We start from the raw sequence: 19760 nt of genomic DNA, 5'->3' as shown, positions 1-19760 counted from the left end.
GGGACAACCATGGAAGCCAGGGCCCAGGCGCGGTACATCCGCGTCACGCCCATGAAGGCCCGCCGCGTGGTGGACCTCATCCGTGGCATGGACGCCACGGAGGCCCAGGCCGTCCTGCGATTCGCTCCGCAGGCAGCCTCCGTGCCGGTCGGCAAGGTGCTCGACAGCGCCATTGCCAACGCCGCGCACAACTACGACCACACGGACGCCTCCTCGCTGGTCATCAGCGAGGCGTACGTCGACGAGGGCCCGACCCTGAAGCGGTTCCGTCCGCGTGCCCAGGGCCGTGCCTACCGGATCCGCAAGCGGACCAGCCACATCACCGTGGTCGTCAGCAGCAAGGAAGGAACCCGGTAATGGGCCAGAAGGTAAACCCGCACGGGTTCCGGCTCGGTGTCACCACGGACTTCAAGTCCCGGTGGTACGCCGACAAGCTGTACAAGGACTACGTCAAGGAAGACGTCGCCATCCGTCGGATGATGACGTCCGGCATGGAGCGCGCCGGTATCTCGAAGGTTGAGATCGAGCGCACCCGTGACCGCGTGCGGGTGGACATCCACACCGCTCGTCCGGGCATCGTCATCGGCCGCCGTGGCGCCGAGGCCGACCGCATCCGCGGCGACCTCGAGAAGCTCACGGGCAAGCAGGTCCAGCTGAACATCCTCGAGGTCAAGAACCCCGAGACGGACGCTCAGCTGGTTGCTCAGGCCGTTGCCGAGCAGCTCTCCTCCCGCGTCTCCTTCCGCCGCGCCATGCGTAAGAGCATGCAGTCGGCGATGAAGGCCGGCGCCAAGGGCATCAAGATCCAGTGCGGTGGCCGCCTCGGCGGCGCCGAGATGTCCCGCTCGGAGTTCTACCGCGAGGGCCGTGTGCCCCTGCACACGCTCCGTGCGAACGTGGACTACGGCTTCTTCGAGGCCAAGACGACCTTCGGCCGCATCGGTGTGAAGGTCTGGATCTACAAGGGCGACGTCAAGAACATCGCCGAGGTCCGCGCCGAGAACGCTGCCGCCCGTGCGGGTAACCGCCCGGCTCGCGGTGGCGGTGCCGACCGCCCGGCCCGTGGTGGCCGTGGTGGCGAGCGGCGCGGTCGCAAGCCGCAGCAGGCTGCTGGCGCCGAGGCCCCCAAGGCCGAGGCTCCCGCGTCCGCTCCGGCTGAGAGCACCGGAACGGAGGCCTGACCGACATGCTGATCCCCCGTAGGGTCAAGCACCGCAAGCAGCACCACCCGAAGCGCAGCGGCGCTGCCAAGGGTGGCACGACGGTTGCGTTCGGCGAGTACGGCATCCAGGCGCTCACCCCGGCGTACGTGACGAACCGTCAGATCGAGGCCGCTCGTATCGCCATGACGCGTCACATCAAGCGTGGTGGCAAGGTCTGGATCAACATCTACCCGGACCGTCCCCTCACCAAGAAGCCTGCCGAGACCCGCATGGGTTCCGGTAAGGGTTCGCCGGAGTGGTGGATCGCCAACGTCAAGCCCGGACGCGTGATGTTCGAGCTGTCGTACCCCAACGAGAAGATCGCCCGTGAGGCGCTGACTCGTGCGGCCCACAAGCTGCCGATGAAGTGCCGGATCGTCAAGCGCGAGGCAGGTGAAGCGTGATGTCGGCCGGTACCAAGGCGTCCGAGCTGCGCGAGCTGGGCAACGAGGAGCTTCTGGGCAAGCTCCGCGAGGCCAAGGAAGAGCTGTTCAACCTCCGCTTCCAGGCGGCGACGGGTCAGCTCGAGAACCACGGTCGGCTCAAGGCCGTCCGTAAGGACATCGCGCGGATCTACACCCTGATGCGTGAGCGCGAGCTGGGCATCGAGACGGTGGAGAGCGCCTGATGAGCGAGAGCAACGTGACTGAGAACACCGAGGCGCGCGGTTTCCGCAAGACCCGTGAGGGTCTCGTCGTCAGCGACAAGATGGACAAGACCGTCGTCGTCGCTGTCGAGGACCGCGTCAAGCACGCGCTGTACGGCAAGGTCATCCGCCGTACGAACAAGCTCAAGGCGCACGACGAGCAGAACGCTGCGGGCGTCGGCGACCGCGTCCTCCTCATGGAGACCCGGCCGCTGTCCGCGACGAAGCGCTGGCGCGTCGTCGAGATCCTCGAGAAGGCCAAGTAATTTCCTGCGGGGCTAACCCCGCAGGTCAGTTCCGCCAGGCTCCGGGGGCCGCTGAGAAGCGGCCCCCGGGGAACCGGCAGACGATCAGGAGATAGACGTGATCCAGCAGGAGTCGCGACTGCGCGTCGCCGACAACACTGGTGCGAAGGAAATCCTTTGCATCCGTGTGCTCGGTGGCTCCGGTCGCCGCTACGCGGGCATCGGTGACGTCATCGTCGCCACCGTCAAGGACGCGATCCCCGGTGGCAACGTGAAGAAGGGTGACGTCGTCAAGGCGGTCATCGTTCGCACCGTCAAGGAGCGCCGCCGTCCGGACGGCTCGTACATCCGCTTCGACGAGAACGCCGCCGTCATTCTGAAGAACGACGGCGACCCTCGCGGCACCCGCATCTTCGGCCCGGTCGGCCGTGAGCTGCGCGAGAAGAAGTTCATGAAGATCATCTCGCTCGCGCCGGAGGTGCTGTAAGCATGAAGATCAAGAAGGGCGACCTGGTCCAGGTCATCACCGGCAAGGACAAGGGCAAGCAGGGCAAGGTCATTGCCGCTTACCCGCGCGAGGAGCGCGTCCTGGTCGAGGGTGTCAACCGGGTCAAGAAGCACACCAAGGCCGGCCCGACCGCCAGCGGTTCGCAGGCCGGCGGCATCGTCACGACCGAGGCGCCGATCCACGTCTCCAACGTCCAGCTGGTCGTTGAGAAGGACGGCAACAAGGTCGTCACGCGTGTCGGTTACCGCTTCGACGACGAGGGCAACAAGATCCGCGTTGCCAAGCGGACGGGTGAGGACATCTGATGGCTACCACCACCACTCCGCGTCTGAAGCAGAAGTACCGCGAGGAGATCGCGGGCAAGCTGCGTGACGAGTTCAAGTACGAGAACGTCATGCAGATCCCCGGCCTCGTCAAGATCGTGGTCAACATGGGTGTGGGCGACGCCGCCCGCGACTCCAAGCTGATCGAGGGCGCGATCCGCGACCTCACCACGATCACCGGCCAGAAGCCGCAGGTCACCAAGGCCCGCAAGTCCATCGCGCAGTTCAAGCTGCGTGAGGGCCAGCCGATCGGTGCCCACGTCACGCTTCGTGGCGACCGCATGTGGGAGTTCCTGGACCGCACCCTGTCGCTCGCGCTGCCGCGCATCCGCGACTTCCGCGGCCTGTCCCCCAAGCAGTTCGACGGCCGTGGCAACTACACCTTCGGTCTCACGGAGCAGGTCATGTTCCACGAGATCGACCAGGACAAGATCGACCGTACCCGGGGCATGGACATCACCGTGGTCACCACGGCGACCAACGACGCTGAGGGCCGCGCGCTCCTTCGTCACCTCGGCTTCCCGTTCAAGGAGGCGTGAGCGAGATGGCGAAGAAGGCTCTGATTGCCAAGGCTGCTCGCAAGCCCAAGTTCGGTGTGCGTGGCTACACGCGCTGCCAGCGCTGCGGCCGTCCGCACTCCGTGTACCGCAAGTTCGGCCTCTGCCGCGTGTGCCTTCGTGAGATGGCTCACCGTGGCGAGCTGCCGGGCGTGACCAAGAGCTCCTGGTAATCCCCGCTTTTTAGGGATTCCTGAAGCTCTCGGTAAGCATCTGGGTCGGCAGGGGCCCTTCTCCGCATGCCGTAGGCTTGCGGGGTTGGGCGTCTGCCGCGCCCGTACGACTTACTACGCCGTAGGTCCACCGCGCCGCACCCGTCCCGTCTCGGATCGGGGAGAGGGATGGCGCACCAGGAAACCCCGGCGAGAGAGGCCGAAGGCCAATTCATGACCATGACTGATCCGATCGCAGACATGCTTACGCGTCTGCGGAACGCGAACTCGGCATACCACGACTCCGTGACGATGCCGGCATCGAAGATCAAGTCTCACATCGCGGAGATCCTCCAGCAGGAGGGCTTCATCACGGGCTGGCGCGTCGAGGATGCCGAGGTCGGCAAGAACCTCGTCCTCGAGCTGAAGTTCGGCCCGAACCGTGAGCGCTCCATCGCGGGCATCAAGCGGATCTCCAAGCCCGGTCTCCGGGTGTACGCGAAGTCCACCTCCCTGCCCAAGGTGCTGGGCGGCCTCGGCGTGGCGATCATCTCCACGTCGCACGGGCTCCTCACCGACAAGCAGGCCGGCAAGAAGGGCGTAGGCGGAGAAGTCCTCGCCTACGTCTGGTAACGGAAGGGAACGGAGGAAACAGCTATGTCGCGTATTGGCAAGCTCCCCATCACGGTTCCCGCCGGCGTGGACGTCACCATCGACGGCAGCACGGTCGCGGTCAAGGGCCCCAAGGGCGAGCTGACCCACACCATCGTCGCGCCGATCGAGATCGTCAAGAACGAGGACGGCACCCTCCAGGTGACCCGCCCCAACGACGAGCGTCAGAACAAGGCCCTGCACGGCCTGTCCCGCACGCTGGTGGCGAACATGATCACCGGCGTGACCCAGGGTTACGTGAAGAAGCTCGAGATCAGTGGTGTCGGTTACCGCGTGACCGCCAAGGGTTCGAACCTGGAGTTCGCTCTGGGCTACAGCCACCCGATCGTCGTCGAGGCCCCCGAGGGCATCACCTTCAAGGTGGAGGCCCCCACCCGGTTCTCGGTCGAGGGCATCGACAAGCAGAAGGTCGGCGAGGTTGCGGCCAACATCCGCAAGCTGCGCAAGCCCGACCCGTACAAGGCCAAGGGCGTCAAGTACGAGGGCGAAGTCATCCGCCGCAAGGTCGGAAAGGCGGGTAAGTAAGCCATGGCATACGGGCAGAAGATCCTGAAGGGCGACGCCTACAAGCGCGCCGCGATCAAGCGCCGTCACATCCGGATTCGCAAGAACCTTTCCGGTACGGCGGAGCGTCCCCGTCTGGTCGTTACCCGCTCCAACCGCCACATCGTGGCGCAGGTGATCGACGACCTCAAGGGCCACACCCTGGCGTCCGCGTCCACCCTGGACGCGTCCGTGCGTGGTGGCGAGGGCGACAAGTCCGCGCAGGCCAAGCAGGTCGGCGCCCTGGTCGCCGAGCGTGCCAAGGCCGCCGGTGTCGAGGCTGTCGTGTTCGACCGTGGTGGCAACCAGTACGCCGGGCGCATCGCCGCCCTGGCGGACGCCGCCCGCGAAGCCGGGCTCAAGTTCTGAGCCTGCCGTAGCTAGCGGAAACAGAGAGAGGTAATTCCAATGGCTGGACCCCAGCGCCGCGGTGGCGGTGCCGGTGGCGGCGAGCGGCGGGACCGGAAGGGCCGTGACGGCGGCGCTGCTGCCGCCGAGAAGACCGCGTACGTTGAGCGCGTTGTCGCGATCAACCGCGTCGCCAAGGTTGTGAAGGGTGGTCGTCGCTTCAGCTTCACCGCGCTGGTCGTGGTGGGCGACGGTGACGGCACCGTGGGTGTCGGTTACGGCAAGGCCAAGGAGGTGCCGGCCGCCATCGCCAAGGGTGTTGAGGAGGCCAAGAAGCACTTCTTCAAGGTCCCCCGTATCCAGGGCACCATCCCCCACCCCATCCAGGGTGAGAAGGCTGCCGGCGTCGTGCTGCTCAAGCCCGCGTCCCCGGGTACCGGTGTTATCGCCGGTGGTCCGGTGCGTGCCGTGCTCGAGTGCGCCGGTATCCACGACATCCTGTCGAAGTCGCTCGGCTCCGACAACGCGATCAACATCGTGCACGCGACCGTGGAGGCCCTGAAGGGCCTGCAGCGTCCCGAGGAGGTCGCGGCCCGCCGTGGTCTGCCGCTCGAGGACGTCGCTCCCGCGGCTCTGCTGCGTGCGCGTGCCGGGGCGGGTGCGTGATGGCTCAGCTGAAGATCACGCAGGTCAAGTCCTACATCGGCAGCAAGCAGAACCACCGCGACACCCTGCGCTCCCTTGGTCTCAAGGGCATCAACACGCAGGTCGTCAAGGAGGACCGCCCCGAGTTCCGCGGCATGGTGCACACCGTCCGCCACCTCGTGACGGTCGAGGAGGTCGACTGATCATGGCGGAGCAGAACCCGCTCAAGATCCACAACCTCCGTCCCGCCCCGGGCGCCAAGACCGCCAAGACCCGTGTCGGTCGTGGTGAGGCGTCGAAGGGTAAGACGGCCGGTCGTGGTACCAAGGGTACGAAGGCCCGTTACCAGGTTCCGGAGCGCTTCGAGGGTGGCCAGATGCCGCTCCACATGCGCCTCCCGAAGCTGAAGGGCTTCAAGAACCCGTTCAAGACCGAGTACCAGGTCGTGAACCTCGACAAGCTGGCCGCGCTCTACCCTGAGGGTGGAGAGGTCACCGTCGAGGGCCTCGTGGCCAAGGGTGCCGTTCGCAAGAACAGCCTCGTCAAGGTCCTCGGCCAGGGCGAGGTCTCCGTGGCGCTGCAGGTGACGGTCGACGCCGTCTCCGGCTCCGCCAAGGAGAAGATCACCGCCGCAGGCGGTACGGTCACCGAGCTCATCTGAGCTTGAGGACGTAAAGCGATCCCGACCGGGGGTACCTCACACCGAGGTATCCCCGGTCGGTCGTTCCAAGGGGGGCAGTGTCGCCGGTAAGGTGGCCTGCACTGTTCGTTTTCTGTATCCGTCGAACCTCAAGACCGTCACCCTTGACGCAGTTGCGCGGGGGTCGCAGGAGGCACCGTGCTCACCGCGTTCGCCCGGGCGTTCAGGACGCCCGACCTGCGCAAGAAGCTGCTGTTCACGCTGGCCATCATCGTGGTCTATCGGGTCGGTACCCACGTCCCGATCCCGGGCGTCAACTACAAGGCCGTCCAGCAGTGCATGGACGAGGCGTCCGCCAACCAGGGCCTCTTCGGACTGGTCAACATGTTCAGCGGTGGCGCACTGCTCCAGATCACGATCTTCGCGCTCGGGATCATGCCGTACATCACGGCGAGCATCATCCTTCAGCTGCTGACCGTGGTCATCCCGCGTCTGGAAGCCCTGAAGAAGGAGGGCCAGGCGGGTACGGCGAAGATCACCCAGTACACCCGGTACCTGACGGTGGCGCTGGCCATCCTGCAGGGCACGGGTCTGGTGGCCACCGCCCGCAGTGGTGCGCTGTTCAACGGCTGTCAGGTCGCCAACTCGATCGTCCCGGACCAGGCGATCTTCACCACCATCACCATGGTCATCTGCATGACCGCCGGTACGGCCGTCGTGATGTGGCTCGGTGAGCTGATCACCGACCGCGGCATCGGCAACGGCATGTCGATCCTGATGTTCATCTCGATCGCGGCCACGTTCCCGTCCGCGCTGTGGGCCATCAAGAAGCAGGGCACCCTGGCCGGCGGCTGGATCGAGTTCGGCACGGTCATCCTGGTCGGCCTGGTCATGGTCGCGCTCGTCGTCTTCGTGGAGCAGGCCCAGCGCCGCATCCCGGTGCAGTACGCGAAGCGCATGATCGGACGTCGTTCCTACGGTGGTACGTCCACGTACATCCCGCTCAAGGTGAACCAGGCGGGTGTGATTCCCGTCATCTTCGCCTCGTCGCTGCTCTACATCCCGGCGCTGGTCGCGCAGTTCTCGGGGAGCAACTCGAGCTGGAAGCAGTGGATCCAGAACAACCTGACCAAGGGCGACCACCCGATTTACATCACTCTGTACTTCTTGCTCATCGTTTTCTTCGCGTTCTTCTACGTGGCGATCTCCTTCAACCCCGAGGAAGTCGCCGACAACATGAAGAAGTATGGTGGCTTCATCCCGGGCATCCGGGCTGGCCGACCGACCGCTGAGTACCTGAGCTACGTGCTCAACCGGATCACCTGGCCGGGTTCGCTGTATCTGGGTCTGATCGCTCTCGTGCCAACAATGGCGTTGGTCGGGTTCAATGCCTCGAACAACTTCCCCTTCGGCGGTACCAGCATCCTGATCATCGTGGGTGTCGGTCTCGAGACGGTGAAGCAGATCGAGAGCCAGCTCCAGCAGCGCAATTACGAAGGGTTCCTCCGCTGATGCGTATCGTCCTCGTCGGGCCGCCCGGTGCCGGTAAGGGAACGCAAGCCGTCCGGCTCGCAGAGAAGCTGGCCATCCCGCACATCTCCACCGGCGACCTGTTCCGGGCCAACATCAGCCAGCAGACCGAGCTGGGCAAGCTCGCGAAGTCCTACATGGACGCCGGCAACCTCGTACCCGACGAGGTCACCATCGCGATGGCCAAGGACCGGATGGAGCAGCCCGACGCGGAGAACGGCTTCCTGCTGGACGGCTTCCCGCGCAACGTCTCGCAGGCCGAGGCGCTGGACCGGCTGCTGGACGAAGAGAGCATCAAGCTGGACGCCGTCCTGGACCTGGAGGTCCCGGAGGAGGAGGTCGTCAAGCGGATCGCCGGCCGGCGCATCTGCCGCAACGACTCGTCCCACGTCTTCCACGTGACGTACAGCCCGCCGAAGCAGGCGGGTGTGTGCGACGTCTGCGGCGGTGAGCTGTACCAGCGCGACGACGACTCCGAGGAGACCGTCCGCACGCGGCTGGAGGTCTACCACACGCAGACCGAGCCGATCATCGACTACTACAAGGCGCAGGGCCTGGTCGTGACGATCTCCTCCCTGGGTCCGGTGGACGAGATCACGCAGCGGGCGCTGGAGGCGCTCAAGCGCGAGAAGGCCGAGAACAAGTAGATCGCGGTTCTTCCGGCCGCGGTGCCCTGCCCGGGCGCCGCGGCCGTAGTGTTGTGTAGGTAAACCAGTCGACCTGAGTGACGGAGAGCGCAGGCCCCCCATGGTGCAGATCAAGACGCCCGAGCAGATCGCCAAGATGCGTGCGGCGGGCCTGGTCGTCGCCGCGATCCACGCGGCCACCCGGGAGGCGGCGGTGCCGGGCGCGAGCACCAAGGACCTGGACGAGGTCGCCCGCAAGGTGCTCGCCGAGCACGGCGCCAAGTCGAACTTCCTCGGCTACGGCGGCTTCCCCGCGACGATCTGCACCTCGGTCAACGACGTCGTGGTCCACGGCATCCCCTCCGACGAGGTCGTCCTGAAGGACGGCGACGTCATCTCCATCGACTGCGGCGCGATCGTCGACGGCTGGCACGGCGACGCCGCGTACACCGCCTTCGTGGGCTCCGGTCACGCTCCGGAGCTGATCGAACTCTCCCGGGTGACCGAGGAGTCGATGTGGGCCGGCATCGCGGCCATGAAGCAGGGCAACCGCCTGGTCGACGTCTCCCGGGCCATCGAGACGTACATCCGCCGCCAGCCGAAGCCCGGCGGCGGCCGTTACGGCATCATCGAGGACTACGGCGGCCACGGCATCGGCACCGAGATGCACATGGACCCGCACCTGCTGAACTACGTGGACCGCCGCCGCGGCAAGGGCCCCAAGCTGGTGCCCGGCTTCTGCCTCGCGATCGAGCCGATGGTCTCCCTCGGCACCCCGCGCACCGAGGTCCTCGAGGACGACTGGACGGTCATCACCACGGACGGCACGTGGTCGTCCCACTGGGAACACTCGGTCGCGCTGACCGCGGAGGGGCCGCTGGTCCTGACCGCCCCGGACGGTGGCAAGGCGAAGCTGGCGGAGTACGGCATCACCGCCGCTCCTGATCCGCTGGCGTAAGCGCCGTACGCCTACTGCCTGTGGTGGGTTGCTCGCCGTGCGCGAGTGCGGGTGCGGCCGTGCCCACCCGTTCCGCCCCTGCGGAACGACTGCCCACAGCCGCGGCGCGGACGGTCGGCATAGCGATCTCCGCTGCGGGGCAGACTCCCTCGATTCGTGTTTCCGGGTGCGCTGACGTAGACTGACTCGTCGGCTCTCGTGTACCCGCATGTCCGCATGCGCTCGCAACTTGTCCCACGGGGCAAGCGAGAGAGTCGATCAAGGTAGTCGATTCGAAGGGCGAAGCGTGGCCAAGAAGCAAGGTGCCATCGAGATCGAGGGCACTGTCGTCGAGTCTCTGCCGAACGCCATGTTCAAGGTCGAGCTCCAGAACGGCCACCAGGTCCTGGCACACATCAGCGGCAAGATGCGTATGCACTACATCCGCATCCTCCCTGACGACCGGGTCGTGGTGGAGCTGTCTCCGTACGACCTGACGCGTGGCCGGATCGTCTACCGCTACAAGTAGATCTTGCCCGCATCCCGTTCCGGCGGGGTGGTGGCACTGACCCGGAGAACCTCAATCCCATGAAGGTCAAGCCGAGCGTCAAGAAGATCTGCGACAAGTGCAGGGTGATCCGCCGTCACGGTCGGGTCATGGTCATCTGCGAGAACCCGCGCCACAAGCAGCGCCAGGGCTGACGCACGACCGATCCCTCTGCATCCATCGCAGAGATTCGCGCGACGCAAGCTGAATATGTTCATACGCAGGTCCCGAGCCCACGGTGGCTCGACACCCCCGGTTCGGAGGCCGGGGACCCAGTCCGTACCTCGTACGGCGGCTGGGAGTCGGTCCTGCGGAAGACCTCCGAAGATCAACTGGAGCCATTGAATGGCACGCGTTTCCGGTGTTGACATCCCGCGCGAAAAGCGCGTGGAGGTCGCCCTCACCTACGTGTTCGGCATTGGCCGGACCCTTTCGCAGCAGACGCTGGCGGAGACGGGCATCGACCCGAACACCCGTGTTCGTGACCTGACCGAAGAGCAGCTGGTCGCGATCCGCGAGTACGTCGACAACAACATCAAGACCGAGGGTGACCTCCGTCGCGAGATCCAGGCCGACATCCGCCGCAAGGTCGAGATCGGCTGCTACCAGGGTCTGCGGCACCGCCGCGGCCTGCCCGTCCGCGGTCAGCGCACCAGCACCAACGCCCGTACCCGCAAGGGCCCGCGTCGCGCCATCGCCGGCAAGAAGAAGCCGGGCAAGAAGTAGTCCGCAGCGGACCTCAGTCCACGGTCTTCGCTGTAGGACCGACCACCTCCCGTAGGAGTTAGTAGATGCCCCCCAAGGGACGTCAGGGCGCTGCCAAGAAGGTGCGCCGCAAGGAAAAGAAGAACGTCGCTCACGGCCACGCGCACATCAAGAGCACGTTCAACAACACGATCGTGTCCATCACGGACCCGTCGGGCAACGTGATCTCCTGGGCCTCCGCCGGCCACGTCGGCTTCAAGGGCTCCCGGAAGTCCACGCCGTTCGCCGCGCAGATGGCCGCCGAGTCGGCTGCCCGCCGCGCCCAGGAGCACGGCATGCGCAAGGTCGACGTGTTCGTCAAGGGCCCGGGCTCCGGTCGTGAGACCGCGATCCGCTCCCTGCAGGCCACGGGCCTCGAGGTCGGCTCCATCCAGGACGTCACCCCGACCCCGCACAACGGCTGCCGCCCGCCGAAGCGCCGCCGCGTCTGACGCACGGCTGCTTCCAGCAGGCTTTGGTTCCGGGCGGTACGGCTCCTTCGGGTCGTGCCGCCCGTACCCTTGCAGTACCCGCGCTTTTCATGGGTGCGGTTTCCGTCGGGCGTCAAATAGCGGGCGTCCACGAAAGAAGGATCTGATCCACACATGCTGATCGCTCAGCGTCCCTCGTTGACCGAAGAGGTCGTCGACGAGTTCCGCTCCCGGTTCGTGATCGAGCCGCTGGAGCCGGGCTTCGGCTACACCCTCGGCAACTCCCTCCGCCGTACCCTCCTGTCGTCGATCCCCGGCGCTGCTGTCACCAGCATCCGCATCGACGGCGTCCTGCACGAGTTCACCACCGTGCCGGGCGTCAAGGAGGACGTCACCGACCTGATCCTCAACATCAAGCAGCTGGTCGTCTCCTCGGAGCACGACGAGCCGGTCGTGATGTACCTGCGCAAGCAGGGTCCGGGTCTGGTCACCGCCGCCGACATCGCGCCCCCGGCCGGTGTCGAGGTGCACAACCCCGACCTCGTCCTCGCCACGCTCAACGGCAAGGGCAAGCTGGAGATGGAGCTGACCGTCGAGCGCGGTCGCGGTTACGTCTCCGCCGTGCAGAACAAGCAGGTGGGCCAGGAGATCGGCCGTATCCCGGTCGACTCCATCTACTCGCCGGTTCTCAAGGTCACGTACAAGGTCGAGGCCACGCGTGTCGAGCAGCGCACCGACTTCGACAAGCTGATCGTCGACGTCGAGACCAAGCAGGCGATGCGTCCCCGTGACGCCATGGCCTCCGCCGGTAAGACCCTGGTCGAGCTGTTCGGTCTCGCCCGCGAGCTGAACATCGACGCCGAGGGCATCGACATGGGCCCGTCCCCCACGGACGCCGCCCTTGCCGCCGACCTGGCGCTGCCGATCGAGGAGCTGGAGCTCACGGTCCGCTCCTACAACTGCCTCAAGCGTGAGGGCATCCACTCCGTGGGTGAGCTGGTCGCGCGCTCCGAGGCCGACCTCCTGGACATCCGCAACTTCGGTGCGAAGTCCATCGACGAGGTCAAGGCGAAGCTGGCCGGCATGGGCCTGGCCCTCAAGGACAGCCCGCCCGGATTCGACCCGACCGCCGCTGCCGACGCCTTCGGCGCCGACGACGACGCGGACGCGGGCTTCGTGGAGACCGAGCAGTACTGATCTCCACCACCTCCGGGGTTCGCGCAAGCGGACCCCGGATCTCCGACAGGCAACCGCCTGCTCGGATACTGACCTCGGTACCTGACACGGCCGGGGCAGACACACAGGAGAAGAACAATGCCGAAGCCCACCAAGGGTGCCCGTCTGGGCGGCAGCGCCGCGCACGAGAAGCTGCTCCTCGCGAACCTGGCGAAGAGCCTCTTCGAGCACGGCCGTATCACCACCACCGAGGCGAAGGCCCGCCGCCTGCGCCCGTACGCCGAGCGTCTGGTCACCAAGGCGAAGAAGGGCGACCTTCACAACCGCCGTCAGGTGCTCCAGGTCATCACGGACAAGAGCATCGTCCACACGCTCTTCACCGAGATCGCCCCGCGCTACGAGAACCGTCCGGGTGGTTACACCCGCATCACCAAGATCGGTAACCGCCGTGGCGACAACGCGCCCATGGCCGTCATCGAGCTGGTCGAGGCGCTGACGGTTGCCCAGCAGGCGACCGGTGAGGCCGAGGCCGCCACCAAGCGTGCGGTCAAGGAGGCCGAGGAGGCCAAGGCTGCCGAGACCACCGAGGCTCCGGCCGAGGAGGCCGCTGCCGAGGAGTCCAAGGACGCCTGAGGCTCTGCCTGACGCTGGAAGCGGGTCCGCCCTTCGGGGCGGGCCCGCTTTCGCGTTCTTCCCCACGTTTTTTGCAGGGGCGCGGCCCTGAGAGGATTCCTACGTGAGTGACGAAGTACAGCCCGGGTACGTCCGTGTCCGCCTCGACATCTCCTACGACGGCACCGACTTCCACGGCTGGGCCAAGCAGGCCGGCGGCAAGCGGACCGTGCAGGGGGAGATCGAGGACGCCCTGCGGACGGTGACGCGGTCGCGGGAGACGTACGAGCTGACCGTGGCCGGGCGGACCGATGCCGGGGTGCACGCGCGCGGCCAGGTGGCGCACGTGGACCTGCCCGAGGAGGTCTGGCGTGAGCACAACCAGAAGCTGCTCAAGCGCCTCGCCGGGCGCTTGTCGAGGGACGTGCGGGTCTGGGCCCTCAGGCCGGCGCCGAGCGGCTTCAACGCCCGTTTCTCCGCCGTCTGGCGCCGGTACGCCTACCGGGTCACCGACAACCCCGGTGGTGTCGACCCGATTCTCCGCAACCACGTCCTCTGGCACGACTGGCCGCTCGACGTGGACACCATGAACGAGGCCGCGCGGGCGCTGCTCGGCGAGCACGACTTCGCCGCGTACTGCAAGCGGCGTGAGGGTGCGACCACGATCCGTACGCTCCAGGAGCTGAGCCTGGTCAAGGGTGCGGACGGGATCATCACCGCGACCGTGCGGGCCGACGCGTTCTGCCACAACATGGTGCGCTCGCTGATCGGCGCGCTGCTGTTCGTAGGGGACGGCCACCGCGGCCCGGAGTGGCCCGGGAAGGTGCTGGCCGCGGGTGTCCGGGACTCCGCCGTGCACGTCGTACGACCGCACGGGCTGACCCTGGAGGAGGTCGGTTACCCCGCCGACGAGCTGCTGGCCGCCCGGAACAAGGAGGCCAGGAACAAGCGCTCGCTTCCGTCGGCGGGGTGCTGCTGAGACCTACCGGTTCGCTGCGGCCGAGGCCTGGGCCTCGCCGCGGCGGTAGATCTGCCGGAAGGTGAACTCCTGCAGGTCGTCGCTGACGGAGAAGGCCTGGGTGTCCTTCTTGGTGACGTTCTTGCCGTTGGTGAAGCCGGTGATCGTGAAGTAGGCGTAGCGGCCGACGGTGTTGCGGGTCGAGAAGCAGACCGCGCCGTCGCAGAAGGGCTTGACGCCCTTGCCGGCCAGCGAGCGCACGATGCTCCGGTTGTCGGTCTGGGCCTTGGCCTTGGCCGCCTGGGCCTGGGTGTCGAAGACGGCGACGCCGACGGTGATCGCGATGCCCGGCTTGGTGTAGCTGGTGCGGATCAGGCGGGTGCAGCCGTTCGCGGTGAGGATCTTGGGCAGGGTCGCGTCGGCGGCGGAGGCACAGTTCTTCGTGTCCGCGGTGGCGCCCTTCTTGTACACCGTGCTGCCCATGGTCAGCTGCGTCCCCGGGAACAGCGTCTCGGGGCTCAGCGGCGCGGTGTCCTTCTTCACGCTGGATATGAAGTCCTTCGGGTCCAGCGGAGGCGGGGCGCTGGTGGGGGCGAAGGACGGCGCCGTCGCCGAGCCGCTCGGCAGCGAGGCGCTGGCGGGCAGGTTGGTGGGGTTGCCCGAGGCGTCGTTGTCGCTGTTCGCGGAGACGACGGCCATCGCGACGGCGGTGCCGACCGCGATCGTCGCGAGCGCGCCGCCGCCGATGAACAGCACTCTGCGGCGCTTGTTCCGCGTCTCCGATGCCTCGGCGAGCGCGGCCCAGTCCGGAGTCCCGTCGTCACCGCCGCTGCTCCAGGGCTGCTGGGAATTCGGTTTCCAGGGATCCCACTGAGACTGGGGTCCCCCCTGCCCGTAACTCATGGGGCGCATCTTAGACGGGGGCCGGGGGGTGCTGGAGCGCGTCGGTCGGCATGCCTCGTTTGTCCCTCGACATGAGGGGGAAGAGCCTCGTTTTGACCCTGCCGGGGGCGCCCAGGTATTCTGCTTCTTCGTTGTGTATTGGCTTGCTCATTCTCACGGGACGGGCCCTTACACCGGTCCACCGGGCCGATGACCAGCGATCAGCACGCGGTTTGCGTCACCGCGGTGCGGTCAGGGCTGTCGTGATCGTTTCGGTGACCTGTTCAGGACCATTCACTCGAAGCGAAGGCTACGAACCGTGCGTACGTACAGCCCCAAGCCCGGCGATGTGACGCGCCAGTGGCACGTCATCGACGCTCAGGACGTTGTCCTGGGTCGTCTCGCCAGCACCGCCGCCTCCATCCTGCGGGGCAAGCACAAGCCGATCTACGCGCCCCACGTCGACACCGGTGACTTCGTCATCATCATCAACGCCGACAAGGTGCACCTGTCCGGCAACAAGCGGACCCAGAAGATGGCGTACCGCCACTCCGGCTACCCGGGTGGTCTGCGCTCCGTCCGCTACGACGAGCTGCTCGACAAGAACCCCGAGAAGGCCATCGAGAAGGCCGTCAAGGGCATGCTCCCCAAGAACACGCTGGGCCGTCAGATGCTCTCGAAGCTGAAGGTCTACAAGGGTGACCAGCACCCGCACGCTGCCCAGCAGCCGGTGCCGTTCGAGATCACCCAGGTCGCGCAGTAAGTCCGGCCACCCCCTAAGACTGAAGAGAATCTGAGGAGAATCGTGGCCGAGACCACTGCCGAGCAGCCGCTCGAAGAGACCGAGCTCGTCGACATCGACAGCTACACCACCGAGTCCGAGGTCCCCGTCGAGGGTGAGTACACCTCGGAGTCCCTGGCTTCCCGCTTCGGCGAGCCCCAGCCGGCCGCCGGCCTGGGTCGTCGCAAGAACGCCATCGCCCGCGTCCGGATCGTTCCGGGCACCGGCAAGTGGAAGATCAACGGTCGCACCCTCGAGGACTACTTCCCGAACAAGGTGCACCAGCAGGAAGTCAACGAGCCCTTCAAGGTGCTCGAGCTCGACGGCCGTTACGACGTCATCGCCCGCATCGCGGGTGGCGGTGTCTCCGGTCAGGCCGGTGCGCTCCGTCTCGGTGTCGCCCGTGCGCTGAACGAGGCCGACGTCGACAACAACCGCGGCCCGCTCAAGAAGGCCGGCTTCCTCAAGCGCGACGACCGTGCGGTCGAGCGCAAGAAGGCCGGTCTGAAGAAGGCCCGCAAGGCCCCGCAGTACAGCAAGCGCTAATCAGCAGCTGCCTGCTCGTACTCCGAACGCCCCGGCGGCACGCCACATGTGCCGTCGGGGCGTTCGTTTATCCCAGCCCAGGGCGTATAACGACACAAGACGCTCAAAGGCTGGTGTGATCGGATCTTCAGCCGCCTGCCATCATTCCCGGCAGCAATGACGCTTCCTCTGGAGGACAAGTGGGACGACTCTTCGGCACGGACGGCGTGCGCGGTGTCGCCAACGCGGACCTGACGGCCGAGATGGCGCTCGCCCTGTCCGTGGCGGCGGCGCATGTGCTGGCCGAGGCGGGCACCTTCGAGGGCCACAGGCCGACGGCGGTGGTCGGACGGGACCCGCGTGCGTCCGGGGAGTTCCTGCAGGCGGCCGTGGTCGCGGGCCTGGCCAGCGCGGGCGTGGACGTGCTGACCGTGGGCGTCCTGCCGACGCCGGCGGTGGCGTACCTGACCGGCGCGCTCGGCGCCGACCTGGGCGTGATGCTCTCCGCCAGCCACAACGCCATGCCGGACAACGGCATCAAGTTCTTCGCCCGCGGTGGTCACAAACTCGCCGACGAGCTCGAGGACAAGATCGAGGCCGTGTACGAGTCCCACCGCCACGGCGAGCCCTGGGAGCGGCCCACCGGTGCCGGGGTCGGGCGTGTGCGGTCGTACGACGAGGGCTTCGAGCAGTACATCGCCCATCTGCTGGCGGCGCTGCCGAACCGTCTCGACGGGCTGAAGATCGTCCTGGACGAGGCGCACGGCGCGGCCGCGGGGGTCTCGCCGGAGGTGTTCTCGCGGGCCGGCGCCCAGGTCGTCACGATCGGTGCCGAGCCGGACGGGCTCAACATCAACGACGGCTGCGGCTCCACCCACCTGGACAAGCTGAAGGCCGCCGTGATCGAGCACGGTGCGGCCTTCGGTATCGCGCACGACGGTGACGCCGACCGCTGCCTGGCCGTGGACCACACCGGCGAGGAGGTGGACGGCGACCAGATCCTGGCCGTGCTCGCGCTGGCGCTGCGGGAGCGCTCCGAGCTGCGCTCCGACACCGTGGTCGCGACCGTGATGTCCAACCTGGGCTTCAAGCTGGCGATGGAGCGGGCGGGGATCCGGCTGGTGCAGACCGCCGTGGGCGACCGGTACGTGCTGGAGGAGATGAAGCAGCACGGGTACGCCCTGGGCGGTGAGCAGTCCGGGCACGTGATCATCCTCGACCACGCGACCACCGGTGACGGCACGCTGACCGGGCTGCTGCTGGCGGCGCGGGTGGCGGAGACGGGTCGTTCGCTGCGGGAGCTGGCCGCGGTCATGGAGCGGCTGCCGCAGGTCCTCATCAACGTGCCGGATGTGGACAAGTCCCGGGTGAAGACGTCCGCCGACCTGGCCGCCGCCGTCACCGAGGCGGAGCGGGAGCTGGGGTCGACCGGGCGGGTGCTGCTGCGTTCCTCGGGTACGGAGCCGCTGGTGCGCGTGATGGTCGAGGCGGCGGATATCGACCAGGCCCGGTCGGTGGCCGGGCGGCTGGCCGACGCCGTGAAGTCCGCCCTCGGTTAGAGCGCCGCCCTCTGTTCCCTCTGTTCCCTGTGTCTGGCCCAGAACCACTTCTGGGCCAGCAGGGTGAGGGTGCCCGCGAGGACGATGCCCAGCAGGTTCAGCAGGAGCTGGACCGTCGAGCCGGCCGTCTGTTCCGTGTCGCCGTAGGCGAGGGCGACGGCCGCGTTGGCGGCGGCCGGGACCGTCGTCACCGAGATGGCCACGCCCACCAGCGCGCCCGACTTGGCGGAGGTCAGGGACAGCGTGCCGGCGATGCCGGCCAGGACCGCGACGATGAACGAGAAGGCGTCGGGGGCGTACACGAACGCGGTGTTGGGGCGCTTGCCCTCCAGGTCGGACCGGTGGAACAGCCCGAGGGCGTCCATGAACAGGCTGAAGCCGACCGTCACCGCCATCGCCACCGCGAAGCCCACGAGCAGCGCGGTCAGGGAGCGCAGCGCGAGGCGTGGGTGGCGCTGCACCAGGGCCGTGGAGATGCCGGCCAGCGGACCGAACTCCGGCCCCACCGCCATCGCGCCCACGATCAGGATCGCGTTGTCCAGCACCACACCGCAGGCGGCGATCATCGTGGCCAGTGTGATGAAGGCGACGTAGGTGTACGACAGGGTCGACTCCTCGTGGGTCGCGTCGGTCAGCCCCTCCCACAGGACCGCGTCCGCGCCCTCGCCCGGCGCCTCGTCCTCCGCCTTGTCGGCCCGCCGGGACAGCGAGAGGTCGATGTTCTCCACGGCGATCGAACCGGTCTCGTCCAGGCCCAGCCGCCGCAGTCCGGCGATGAGTTCGTCGCCCGCCTCGCGGGCGACGTCGCACATCACCACGTCGCCGACGGGGTTGCGGGCAGCGCCCGGTACGACGACGAGGTGTGCGGTGCCGACCGTGTTCTCGATCAGCCGCACCACCTCGTCGGTCGTCTCGGACGGGGTGATCAGGCGCAGATGCAGCATGGCGCCTTTTTAACAGGCCCTCCTACAGCTTGCGGAGGCGGAGGCGTTGCACCTTGTGGTCCGGGCCCTTGCGCACCACCAGGGTGGCGCGGCCGCGGGTGGGGGCGATGTTCTCCACCAGGTTGGGCTTGTTGATCGTCCGCCACTGGGTGCGGGCGTAGTCGAGGGCCTCCTCCTCGGAGACCTGGGTGTACTTGCGGAAGTACGAGGACGGGTCCTGGAAGGCGGTCTGGCGCAGCTTCTTGAAGCGGTTGAGGTACCAGCTCTCGACGTCGTCGGCGTTCGCGTCGACGTACACGCTGAAGTCGAAGTAGTCGGCGAGGCCGACGCGGGTGCGGCCGTCCTTGCCGGGGAGGGCGGGCTGAAGGACGTTCAGGCCCTCGACGATCAGGATGTCGGGCCGGCGTACGACGAGCTTCTCGTCCGGGACGATGTCGTAGATGAGGTGGGAGTAAACGGGTGCGGTGACCTCGTCCTTTCCGGCCTTGATGTCGGCGACGAACCGGGTCAGTGCCCGGCGGTCGTACGACTCGGGGAATCCTTTCCGCGACATCAGTCCGCGGGCCTGGAGCTCCTTGGTCGGCAGCAGGAAGCCGTCGGTTGTGACCCGCTCCACGCGCGGGTGCTCGGGCCAACGGGACAGGAGGGCCTGGAGCAGACGGGCCACGGTCGACTTGCCGCACGCCACGGATCCGGCGATCCCTATCACGAAGGGCGTGCCGGACTGGGAGCCCTGCTCGCCCAGGAACGTGTTCAAGGCGCTTCTGAGCCCGTCCGTGGCGCCGACGTAGAGGTTGAGAAGGCGGGAGAGCGGGAGATAGATGTCCCGCACCTCGTCGAGGTCGATGACGTCGCCGAGGCCGCGCACCTTCTCGACCTCTTCGGCGGTGAGCGGCAGCGGAGTCTTGTCGCGCAGCGCGCTCCACTCGGAACGGGTGAGGTCGACGTAGGGAGTCGCCTCCGGCCTGGGCCGGTGGGCGCTCCGGGGCATCGAGGAGACCGGTGAGATCACAGTCCATTGTTAACG

At 67.2% G+C, this 19760-nt stretch carries 31 protein-coding genes; 28 read left to right on the top strand and 3 right to left on the bottom strand.

Features of this window, described 5'->3' with window-relative positions:
- The first annotated feature begins 9 nt into the window (after positions 1–9).
- The 25 genes from rplV (at position 10) to truA (ending at position 14063) form a co-directional block, all read left to right on the top strand.
- On the top strand, positions 10–357 hold the full coding sequence (rplV, locus tag BEK98_RS07115) for a 50S ribosomal protein L22 (protein ID WP_004571827.1): 348 nt from the start codon (positions 10–12) through the stop codon (positions 355–357).
- Complete coding sequence (rpsC, locus tag BEK98_RS07110) at positions 357–1181, top strand: 30S ribosomal protein S3 (RefSeq protein ID WP_094215512.1); 825 nt, start codon at positions 357–359, stop codon at positions 1179–1181. Before rplV ends, rpsC begins: the two co-directional genes overlap by 1 nt.
- A 5-nt stretch (positions 1182–1186) precedes the next feature.
- The gene (rplP, locus tag BEK98_RS07105) at positions 1187–1606 is read left to right on the top strand and encodes a 50S ribosomal protein L16 (protein ID WP_030967307.1); all 420 of its coding nucleotides are present in this window, start codon (positions 1187–1189) and stop codon (positions 1604–1606) included.
- The gene (gene rpmC / locus BEK98_RS07100) at positions 1606–1830 is read left to right on the top strand and encodes a 50S ribosomal protein L29 (RefSeq protein ID WP_030174543.1); all 225 of its coding nucleotides are present in this window, start codon (positions 1606–1608) and stop codon (positions 1828–1830) included. Before rplP ends, rpmC begins: the two co-directional genes overlap by 1 nt.
- Positions 1830–2114 (top strand): 30S ribosomal protein S17, encoded by a 285-nt coding sequence (gene rpsQ / locus BEK98_RS07095; protein WP_014674375.1) that lies wholly within the window; start codon positions 1830–1832, stop codon positions 2112–2114. The genes rpmC and rpsQ overlap by 1 nt, the downstream gene beginning before the upstream one ends.
- Before the next feature lie 97 nt (positions 2115–2211).
- Entirely contained in the window at positions 2212–2580 is a 369-nt protein-coding gene (rplN, locus tag BEK98_RS07090) for a 50S ribosomal protein L14 (protein WP_003998823.1), read from the top strand.
- Between the two features lie 2 nt (positions 2581–2582).
- Positions 2583–2906 (top strand): 50S ribosomal protein L24, encoded by a 324-nt coding sequence (gene rplX / locus BEK98_RS07085; protein ID WP_030930498.1) that lies wholly within the window; start codon positions 2583–2585, stop codon positions 2904–2906.
- Positions 2906–3463, top strand: coding sequence for a 50S ribosomal protein L5 (gene rplE / locus BEK98_RS07080; protein WP_067119440.1), 558 nt, complete (start codon positions 2906–2908; stop codon positions 3461–3463). Before rplX ends, rplE begins: the two co-directional genes overlap by 1 nt.
- Positions 3464–3468: 5 nt before the next feature.
- A complete protein-coding gene (locus BEK98_RS07075; protein ID WP_003948630.1) occupies positions 3469–3654 on the top strand; it encodes a type Z 30S ribosomal protein S14 in 186 nt (61 codons plus the stop codon).
- A 213-nt stretch (positions 3655–3867) separates the two neighbouring features.
- Entirely contained in the window at positions 3868–4266 is a 399-nt protein-coding gene (gene rpsH / locus BEK98_RS07065) for a 30S ribosomal protein S8 (RefSeq protein ID WP_094215511.1), read from the top strand.
- Between the two features lie 24 nt (positions 4267–4290).
- Positions 4291–4830 (top strand): 50S ribosomal protein L6, encoded by a 540-nt coding sequence (gene rplF, locus BEK98_RS07060; RefSeq protein ID WP_094215510.1) that lies wholly within the window; start codon positions 4291–4293, stop codon positions 4828–4830.
- A gap of 3 nt (positions 4831–4833) precedes the next feature.
- Complete coding sequence (gene rplR / locus BEK98_RS07055) at positions 4834–5217, top strand: 50S ribosomal protein L18 (protein WP_053661883.1); 384 nt, start codon at positions 4834–4836, stop codon at positions 5215–5217.
- Between the two features lie 39 nt (positions 5218–5256).
- Entirely contained in the window at positions 5257–5862 is a 606-nt protein-coding gene (gene rpsE, locus BEK98_RS07050; RefSeq protein ID WP_015658456.1) for a 30S ribosomal protein S5, read from the top strand.
- Positions 5862–6044: a 50S ribosomal protein L30 gene (rpmD, locus tag BEK98_RS07045; RefSeq protein WP_003974250.1), complete on the top strand. Its 183-nt coding sequence runs from the start codon at positions 5862–5864 to the stop codon at positions 6042–6044. The genes rpsE and rpmD overlap by 1 nt, the downstream gene beginning before the upstream one ends.
- 2 nt (positions 6045–6046) lie before the next feature.
- The gene (rplO, locus tag BEK98_RS07040) at positions 6047–6502 is read left to right on the top strand and encodes a 50S ribosomal protein L15 (protein WP_094215509.1); all 456 of its coding nucleotides are present in this window, start codon (positions 6047–6049) and stop codon (positions 6500–6502) included.
- 177 nt (positions 6503–6679) lie between these two features.
- Positions 6680–7993: a preprotein translocase subunit SecY gene (gene secY / locus BEK98_RS07035; RefSeq protein WP_094215508.1), complete on the top strand. Its 1314-nt coding sequence runs from the start codon at positions 6680–6682 to the stop codon at positions 7991–7993.
- Complete coding sequence (locus BEK98_RS07030) at positions 7993–8658, top strand: adenylate kinase (RefSeq protein ID WP_094215507.1); 666 nt, start codon at positions 7993–7995, stop codon at positions 8656–8658. Before secY ends, BEK98_RS07030 begins: the two co-directional genes overlap by 1 nt.
- Before the next feature lie 100 nt (positions 8659–8758).
- Positions 8759–9595: a type I methionyl aminopeptidase gene (gene map / locus BEK98_RS07025; RefSeq protein WP_094215506.1), complete on the top strand. Its 837-nt coding sequence runs from the start codon at positions 8759–8761 to the stop codon at positions 9593–9595.
- Between the two features lie 286 nt (positions 9596–9881).
- Positions 9882–10103 (top strand): translation initiation factor IF-1, encoded by a 222-nt coding sequence (gene infA, locus BEK98_RS07020; protein WP_003948620.1) that lies wholly within the window; start codon positions 9882–9884, stop codon positions 10101–10103.
- A gap of 59 nt (positions 10104–10162) precedes the next feature.
- Positions 10163–10276 (top strand): 50S ribosomal protein L36, encoded by a 114-nt coding sequence (gene rpmJ, locus BEK98_RS07015; protein ID WP_003998809.1) that lies wholly within the window; start codon positions 10163–10165, stop codon positions 10274–10276.
- 190 nt (positions 10277–10466) lie between these two features.
- Positions 10467–10847: a 30S ribosomal protein S13 gene (gene rpsM / locus BEK98_RS07010; protein WP_031167100.1), complete on the top strand. Its 381-nt coding sequence runs from the start codon at positions 10467–10469 to the stop codon at positions 10845–10847.
- Positions 10848–10912: 65 nt separating this feature from the next.
- Positions 10913–11317 (top strand): 30S ribosomal protein S11, encoded by a 405-nt coding sequence (gene rpsK / locus BEK98_RS07005; RefSeq protein ID WP_003956432.1) that lies wholly within the window; start codon positions 10913–10915, stop codon positions 11315–11317.
- 153 nt (positions 11318–11470) lie between these two features.
- Positions 11471–12493, top strand: a complete 1023-nt coding sequence (locus tag BEK98_RS07000; RefSeq protein ID WP_003966937.1) for a DNA-directed RNA polymerase subunit alpha — start codon at positions 11471–11473, stop codon at positions 12491–12493.
- Positions 12494–12610: 117 nt separating this feature from the next.
- A complete protein-coding gene (rplQ, locus tag BEK98_RS06995; protein WP_094215505.1) occupies positions 12611–13105 on the top strand; it encodes a 50S ribosomal protein L17 in 495 nt (164 codons plus the stop codon).
- Positions 13106–13208: 103 nt separating this feature from the next.
- Entirely contained in the window at positions 13209–14063 is an 855-nt protein-coding gene (truA, locus tag BEK98_RS06990) for a tRNA pseudouridine(38-40) synthase TruA (protein WP_094215504.1), read from the top strand.
- 3 nt (positions 14064–14066) lie between these two features.
- Here truA and BEK98_RS06985 read toward each other — a convergent pair whose 3' ends face one another.
- Positions 14067–14945, bottom strand: a complete 879-nt coding sequence (locus BEK98_RS06985; RefSeq protein ID WP_094215503.1) for a hypothetical protein — start codon at positions 14943–14945, stop codon at positions 14067–14069.
- Between the two features lie 298 nt (positions 14946–15243).
- Between BEK98_RS06985 and rplM the strand changes: the two genes are divergently transcribed.
- The 3 genes from rplM (at position 15244) to glmM (ending at position 17789) form a co-directional block, all read left to right on the top strand.
- Positions 15244–15687, top strand: coding sequence for a 50S ribosomal protein L13 (rplM, locus tag BEK98_RS06980; RefSeq protein WP_037680366.1), 444 nt, complete (start codon positions 15244–15246; stop codon positions 15685–15687).
- Between the two features lie 42 nt (positions 15688–15729).
- Positions 15730–16251, top strand: a complete 522-nt coding sequence (gene rpsI, locus BEK98_RS06975) for a 30S ribosomal protein S9 (RefSeq protein WP_066995736.1) — start codon at positions 15730–15732, stop codon at positions 16249–16251.
- Between the two features lie 179 nt (positions 16252–16430).
- Positions 16431–17789, top strand: coding sequence for a phosphoglucosamine mutase (gene glmM, locus BEK98_RS06970; protein WP_094215502.1), 1359 nt, complete (start codon positions 16431–16433; stop codon positions 17787–17789).
- Here glmM and BEK98_RS06965 read toward each other — a convergent pair.
- Positions 17786–18733, bottom strand: a complete 948-nt coding sequence (locus BEK98_RS06965) for a DUF389 domain-containing protein (protein ID WP_094215501.1) — start codon at positions 18731–18733, stop codon at positions 17786–17788. The two genes, glmM and BEK98_RS06965, sit on opposite strands and share 4 nt — an antisense overlap.
- A 22-nt stretch (positions 18734–18755) precedes the next feature.
- Positions 18756–19724, bottom strand: a complete 969-nt coding sequence (coaA, locus tag BEK98_RS06960) for a type I pantothenate kinase (RefSeq protein WP_167444103.1) — start codon at positions 19722–19724, stop codon at positions 18756–18758.
- Positions 19725–19760 lie beyond the last annotated feature (36 nt).

The sequence above is a fragment of the Streptomyces diastatochromogenes genome (assembly GCF_002242805.1).
Lineage (GTDB): Bacteria > Actinomycetota > Actinomycetes > Streptomycetales > Streptomycetaceae > Streptomyces > Streptomyces diastatochromogenes.
This window is presented reverse-complemented; position numbering and strand designations above follow the sequence as displayed.